The 6,926-nt window shown below is 60.4% G+C and carries 5 protein-coding genes and 2 pseudogenes; 4 read left to right on the forward strand and 3 right to left on the reverse strand.

Going from position 1 to position 6,926, the window contains the following annotated elements; genetic code table 11:
• Position 1 precedes the first annotated feature (1 nt).
• Positions 2–1,444, forward strand: a complete 1,443-nt coding sequence (locus tag L0H65_RS00915; RefSeq protein ID WP_301456883.1) for an FAD-binding oxidoreductase — start codon at positions 2–4, stop codon at positions 1,442–1,444.
• A 230-nt stretch (positions 1,445–1,674) separates the two neighbouring features.
• Here the strand turns inward: L0H65_RS00915 and L0H65_RS00920 are convergent, their stop codons facing one another.
• Positions 1,675–2,208 carry an adenine phosphoribosyltransferase gene (locus L0H65_RS00920; RefSeq protein WP_301456884.1) on the reverse strand — a complete coding sequence of 178 codons (534 nt, stop codon included), beginning with the start codon at positions 2,206–2,208 and terminating at the stop codon, positions 1,675–1,677.
• Positions 2,209–2,477: 269 nt separating this feature from the next.
• Here L0H65_RS00920 and L0H65_RS00925 point away from each other — a divergent pair, with 269 nt between their 5' ends.
• On the forward strand, positions 2,478–2,966 hold the full coding sequence (locus L0H65_RS00925) for a GNAT family N-acetyltransferase (protein WP_301456885.1): 489 nt from the start codon (positions 2,478–2,480) through the stop codon (positions 2,964–2,966).
• A 51-nt stretch (positions 2,967–3,017) separates the two neighbouring features.
• Positions 3,018–3,791: an EcsC family protein gene (locus tag L0H65_RS00930; protein ID WP_301456886.1), complete on the forward strand. Its 774-nt coding sequence runs from the start codon at positions 3,018–3,020 to the stop codon at positions 3,789–3,791.
• On the opposite strand, the gene lhgO is transcribed toward L0H65_RS00930, so the two are convergent.
• Positions 3,788–4,987, reverse strand: a complete 1,200-nt coding sequence (gene lhgO, locus L0H65_RS00935) for an L-2-hydroxyglutarate oxidase (RefSeq protein WP_301456887.1) — start codon at positions 4,985–4,987, stop codon at positions 3,788–3,790. The two genes, L0H65_RS00930 and lhgO, sit on opposite strands and share 4 nt — an antisense overlap.
• A 234-nt stretch (positions 4,988–5,221) precedes the next feature.
• On the opposite strand from lhgO, the pseudogene L0H65_RS00940 reads away from it, so the two are divergent.
• Positions 5,222–5,631 (forward strand): annotated as a pseudogene (locus L0H65_RS00940) (transposase); the annotation flags it as partial.
• Positions 5,632–6,142: 511 nt separating this feature from the next.
• Here L0H65_RS00940 and L0H65_RS00945 read toward each other — a convergent pair.
• Positions 6,143–6,926, reverse strand: a pseudogene (locus tag L0H65_RS00945) (IS701 family transposase); the annotation flags it as partial.

The following is a 6,926-nucleotide window of genomic DNA, read 5'->3' on the forward strand; positions in this document are numbered from 1 at the left end:
CATGGTGAACCCTGCTGACCCGGCCTTTCTGCAAAACCTCGCCGCGCGATTGCCGGAAGGCGCACTTACGCCGCCAGAAGCCCGCTACCTGACCGATCCGCGCGGCCGGACCGCGGGTCACGCCGCCGCTATCGCGCGCCCGCGCAGTGTAGAGGAGGTGTCAACCATCCTCGCCGCCTGTAATGCGGCCCGCGTCGGTGTGGTGCCTTTTGGTGGCGGCACCGGGCTCGTTCTCGGGCAGATCAAGCCCGATGGTCCCTTGCCGCTTGTGCTGTCACTGGAACGGATGCGCGCCGTCCGCGCCGTCCACCCGGCAGAATATGTGATCATTGTCGAAGCGGGGGCCACCCTGGCCGAGGTGCACAGTGCCGCCCTTGCCGTGGATCGGCTGTTCCCGCTGTCGTTGGCCAGCCAGGGCACGGCGCGGATCGGCGGCAACCTTTCGACAAATGCGGGCGGTGTGAATGTGCTGCGCTACGGCAACACGCGCGATCTGTGTCTGGGGCTGGAGGCGGTGCTGCCCAATGGCGCGATCTGGCACGGGTTGAAACGGCTGCGCAAGGACAACACCGGCTATGACCTGCGCAACCTTTTGATCGGCGCGGAAGGCACGCTGGGCGTGATCACGGCGGCGAGCCTGAAACTCGCCCCGGTTCCGGCAGGGGTGGGCACCGCGCTGATGGTGGTGCCGAACCCCGCCGCCGCATTGGAGCTTCTGGCGCTGGCACAAACGCGCCTCGGTGGGCTGGTTTCTGCCTTTGAGTTGATCGCAAAAACCGGCTTGGATTTTCTGGCCGAAACCATGCCCGATTTGCGCCAGCCTTTTGCGACCGCGCCGGATTGGATGGTGCTGATTGATCTTGGCCTGCCAGAAGGGCTGGGCCCCGACACAGCCTTGGAGCGCCTGTTCGAGGATGGCGTAAACGCGGGTCTGGTGCTAGACGGGTTGATCGCGCAATCCGAGACCCAGCGCAGTGATTTCTGGGCGCTGCGTGAATCCCTGCCCGAGGGCAATCGCCGGATCGGGGCGATTTCCAGCCATGATGTCTCGCTGCCCTTGGGTGAAGTCGCAGGCTTCATCGCGGATGCCGCGCCCGCCCTCGCCAAACTCTGCGATTGCCGGATCAATTGTTTCGGCCATCTTGGCGACGGCAACCTGCATTACAATGTTTTCCCTGCCACGGGCCGGTCCCGTGACGAATATCAACGGCTTGGCAATGCAATCAAAACTCTCATACATGACATGGTCGACGCGCGCGGCGGATCTGTCAGTGCCGAACACGGGATCGGCCGGTTGAAGATCGACGATCTGGAAAAATACGGCGACTCGACGAAGCTGGCCGCAATGCGGGCGATCAAATCGGCGCTGGACCCGAATGGCATCATGAACCCCGGCGCCGTCCTGCGAGAGCCGTCCTCATTTCATCTTGGTAAAAATACCTGAATCCAACCTGTGTCGAAATCCGGCATTCGAAAACCAGGAACGCAATGGAGGCTCGCGAATTTCTTTGGCGAAGAATTTTTCCTGTTCCCGTGGAAACGAGATGCCCCGCCGGGGTAAACCGGCAGGGCTGGGGTTGAGTGGTCACGTGTTTGCAAGCAGCGACCGGTCATCCCGGTTTCTTCGTTCTAAGGCCAATCCGTTACCAAAAGGTTACCGAGCGCCGCATCGGCTCAGTGTCCTTCGAACGCGCAGAGCGCGTGGACTTCCATCCCCAAAGCCTCCAGCTTCTTGCGGCCACCCAGATCAGTCAGATCCACGACGAAGGCACAGCCAATCACCTGCGCACCAAGCCGCTCAATCAACTTGATCCCGGCTTCGGCAGTGCCCCCTGTCGCCAACAGATCATCAACCAGCAGCACCTTCTCACCCGGCAGGAAAGCGTCGTCATGCACTTCCATCACCGCCTCACCATATTCCAGCGTGTAGGCTTGGGCGACGGTGCGACCCGGCAGTTTGCCCTTTTTGCGGATCGGCACAAAACCCGTCGAAAGCTGATGCGCCACCGCCCCGCCAAGGATGAAACCGCGCGCCTCCAACCCGGTCACCTTGTCAATCTGCATCCCGGCATAGGGCGACAGAAGCTGGTCAATCGCCATGCGAAACCCGCGCGGGTCAGCAAAGAGCGTGGTCACATCGCGGAACAAAATCCCCTCATGCGGGAAGCCTTCGATGGTGCGGATGTAGTCTTTGACGGTCTTTGTCATACTGTGCTTTCAAACGAAAGAGGAACGGCATCGGGCCACTTTCTATTGGCTATCATGCGGTCGGCAACCCTGTAAATCATCGTCACCCGCGAGACTTGGCGGCACCCTGCAATTGTTGCGTTTGCGGTTTACGACTTACCCATTGTCACGCGCCGGGGCATTTGATCCGGTCCATGAGGTATCGCCTGGCACGCGAAAATCAAGGGTGGCAATTGCCCCTTTCTCCGCAGCATGTTAGGCGCGTCGGGGAATTTACAGGGGGGCTGCCTTTGTATCGGTTGCAAGAAGAGGCAGAGGCCGACTGGTGGGAGGTCGAGGCTCTTTATGACCTGTGTTTTGCGCCCGGACGCACCGCACTCTCGTCGTATAGGCTGCGCGACGGGGTGCCGACAATTGCCTCGCTCTGTCTGCTTTTGCGGGACGCTGACGGCGTTCTGGCGGCAGCAATCCGCTATTGGCCAGCCAAGGTCGGCGGGCGCGACGTGCTTTTGCTTGGGCCTATTGCGGTGCATCCGACGCGGCAGGGTGAAGGTTTGGGCGCATTGCTGATTACCGAAAGCCTGTCACGCGCGCGTGGTCTGGGGTGGACGCGTGTGCTTCTGGTCGGCGACGCACCTTATTACGGTCGATTTGGCTTTGTCCGGTTGGACGGCGTGGTGATGCCGCCACCCACAAACCCGGACCGGGTTTTGGGCCATGAATTGCGCGATGGTGCCTGGGCGGGGATCGAGGGTGAGGTGACGCGCGCCCTTGCGTGAATCGTACATCTGCCGCTTGTTTTGCAAAACCGGTCTGCATAGATTCAACGCATGGAAAACCCGCTTGTACATCAACTGCCGAGTAACCCCCTCGCTGATCCGGGGCTGGAGATTTCGGCGCTGGCCTATCGCCAAAGCCGGGTCAATGGTCCGCTGATGCGGGTGCTGAACAAATTCGGTGGCACGCTGGAAGCGCAATTGGACAAGCTTCCGAAGGGCTTGCGCGCGCGGGTGGAGCAGGTGACCTCTGCCGCTTTGCGCCGCGCGGTCGATCTGGCGCAGCGCGGTCAACGCGCGCCGGATGTCGGGCGACACGGCGCGCCGGTGCTGGCGGCCATTACCGGCGCGGTTGGTGGTGCCGGCGGCTTTGCGACGGCTTTGGCCGAACTTCCGATCTCGATCACCGTGATCCTGCATGCAATCCTGCGTGCGGCAGAGGCGGAAGGGTTCGACACCAACCTTCCGGAAGTGCGGGCAGAGGCATTGCGGGTGCTGATGTCGGGCGGGCCGCTGGATGATGACGATGGGATCAACTCCTCCTTCATCGGGGCACGGATCACGCTGACGGGCCCGGCGTTGCAAAAGCTGCTCGCCAAGATCGTGCCGAAATTTGCAGCGGTCATGAGCCAGAAACTGGCTGCACAAGCGGTGCCGGTACTGGGTGCTGTGACCGGTGCAAGCCTGAACGCGGCGTTTTTGACGCATTACCGCGAATTGGCGCATATTCGCTTTGGCCTGTTGCGGTTGTCACTTCTGCACGGCGCGGAACCGGTGAGGGTGGCGTTTGAACAGGAACTGGCGGTGTTGCAAATACCGAAGCGTTAAGCCCGCAGCAACCGGTCCGCGATGTGTGCAGCGATCGGAATGGCAGAGGTGGCCGCAGGGGAAGGCGCGTTGCAGACATGCAGGCCGTGCGCGGTTTCGACAAACAGGAAATCGTCGATAATCTTGCCGTCGGGTGCCACCGCTTGCGCCCTGATCCCCGATTTATAGGGGGAAAGGTCTGCAGCCTGAATGCGCGGGCAGTAGCGTTGTACCTTTTTCAGATAGAGAGTGCGGAACATTGCGGAACCCAGCTCATCCAGCGCGGAGCCCGCATTTTTCACCAGCAGCTTCCAGAAACCGGCATAGCCGAGCGTCGAGCCGAGATCAGCAAGATCGACGCTGGCTTTGCCATAGCTTTCGCGCGCGCCTGCAAGAACCGCCGAAGGGCCAACAGTAAATCCGCCGTTCATTTTGCGGGTCAGATGCACACCGAGGAAGGGGCGATCCGGGTCCGGGATCGGGTAGATCAGATGCTGCACGAGGTTGGGCGGTTGGTTCTTGATCGCGAAATAGTCGCCGCGAAACGGGATGATCCGAAATTTGACATCGGCACCGAAGGTTCGCGCCATGCGGTCGGATTGCAATCCCGCACAGAACACGGCTTTGCCTGCGAAATATCGGCCAATGCTGGTTTCCAACGTGATCCCTTGCGCGCCTTCCGTGCCGCCGGTGACGTGGGCATTGAGGTGGATTTCGCCGCCCCGCGCCTTGAACACTTCCGCCATTTTCAGCGCGACCACGCCGAAATCAACGATACCGGTGGCTGGTGAAAGCAGCGCAGCGACTGCGGCGATGTTTGGCTCCAGCGTGCGCGCTTGCTCTCCAGTCAGCTGTTCAATCTCAATCCCGTTGGCGCGGGCGCGGGTTTCGAGATTGACCATGCGGGGGAGTTCGGAAGCGTCTGTGGCGACGATCAGCTTGCCGCAGGTCTGGGTCGGGATGGAATGCTCGGCGCAAAAGGCAAGGGTCGCGGGGACACCGGCGGCACAAAATTGTGCCTTGAGGCTGCCGGGTGCATAGTAGACGCCGGCGTGGATCACCCCCGAATTTCGCCCGGTCTGATGCAGCGCAGGGCGCGGTTCCTTCTCCAGCAGGGTTATTTTCACGTTTGGATGGCGTGATTGCAGTTCCAGCGCGGTGGCAAGACCAACGATGCCGCCGCCGATAATGGCGAAATCTGTGGTTTGGGATGACATTATACCTCCGCTTCGGGGACGAGAGCGGGGGCTTTGCCCCCCTTGCCTTGCGGCAATTCCCCCCAGGATATTTTTACAGAGAAGACGGGAGAGTGCTAGCGATTGTTGACGTATCGAATCCCCAAATGATCTGACTTCAGATTCAAGGTTGCAAACATAGGAGAGCAGGCTTGACGCGCTTTGGGTCATGCCCACTGTGCGATCATCGAACCTTATTGCCTTGCGAAGCCATCCGATCCGGGGCGCGCAGGGCGCGCGGGCCTGTTCATGGAGGCAGTCCTGTGCATTGTTCGCACCGGGGCGCAGTTGCGGGAAGTTCCGAACGAATTTGGCAAATAGAAAAGCGTTTTCAAGCGGTTCCGCAGGTGGGTCAAGGCGGATGCTTTCCGTCTTATGTTCAAAGTCTTGGCCTCGGACGCAGACCTCGAATACGCAATGATTGCCGGAACCATCGTCAAGGTTCACCGCGCGGGTCAGGGCGCAAAAGGGGGACTCAAAGCCAGGCCATCCGTTGCCCGGCAGGCGATTGAAGGCAGTCACCGAGAGGGGGGGCTCGTGGCGGCATAACGACGAAAATTCTGGCTATGACGGACGCGCACGGTGATCTCGTCGATTTCTGCCTGATGCCCGGACAGCCCCATGACTTGAGCGAGACCCAAGCCCTGGTCCGCAACGCCTGAGCCGGACATCTGCTGGCCCGGTCTCATTGTTTGCACGCAAACGATGAGAGGGAAGTGGACAAGGCCGCCGAGCCGATTGGCTGCGAAAAGGCATGAAGGATCGCGCCATCATCCCTGTCACCCAGCCGAAATGCAATTTGAGGTTTCCGGCGGAGTTTGACAGGGAAACCTAAAAATGGCGGCATCTGATCGAAAATTGCGTCTGCAAGTTGATGGAACACAAAGGGATCTCCATGCGATCCTGTAAATCTGATCAGAGATCAAAGCCTTCATCTCGATTGCCGCCGCAATCATCCAGCCCGGCGAGCCAACGGCCCTTGGCATTCCAGTTGCATTTTGGATTTGATGTGTGCTTGTTGCGCTGCTGCCTGATGCGCTCGTCGCCCGAGCGACCATCTGATGACATGGACGGGATGAATTTGATGCCGCGCGAGGCGCGTGGCGATGCGGCGGATTTCCGGCATCGACCAGCGGATCAGTTGGCGATCCTGCCCCTTGGCGATTGCATTGTTTTTTGGCGATCCGAAGGACGGGAGTTGGCGTGATTGCGGATGATGACCATCCGCGCGAAAGCGAGCATCACCAGCGGGACGTGCCGATGCCAGCGATGCCAGGAGCGGGTTTCAGTGTGGTCGAGGCCGAACTCGTTCTTGGCGGCTTCAAAACTATCTTCGATCGCGCAACGATGCGCCTTCCACTGTTACCCGTTTTTCCAAAGTTGCACCAAGCGGACACCAGGTCGAGAAGAAGGTGAGATCGCCGTCGGCGATGTTGCTGCAGATCAGCAGCCCGCGGGTCCAGAGGTCGGCGAAAGCCGCGTCGAAATCATCGGCGTCAAGATCAGCGAGATCGAGAAAGGCCCAGTCATGTAGTTTCGGGCCCTTGGTTCCGTCGCCTTCCGGCACGCGGTTCCAGGCATTCTCGGGCAAAGCTTCAGCGATGTGCTTCGCTGGACTTGCCACGGCCAGCGGCTTGCCCCATGAGCGGAAGGAAGGGTTGGCGTTCATGCCCAGCACATAGCCCCTGGCCTTGCGTTTGAACGCCATAGACGTTGTCGGCCGCCACCCAGGAAAACGGCAGGTTTTGCGCAATCGCCCGCTCGATCATCGTAAGCGCCAGTGCCGGCCTGGTGGTAAAGTGAACGTTTTTCGGCACATGGGCTGTCGCCAGGCGATCCCGGTCATCCGTCCAGGCCTTCGGCAGATAGAGCGCGAACCCGACCAGGATACCGGCGATGAAGTGACCTGCCCCCCGAAACT

This window comes from Pseudorhodobacter sp. (assembly GCF_030452865.1).
In the GTDB taxonomy this organism is placed as follows: Bacteria; Pseudomonadota; Alphaproteobacteria; order Rhodobacterales; family Rhodobacteraceae; genus Pseudorhodobacter.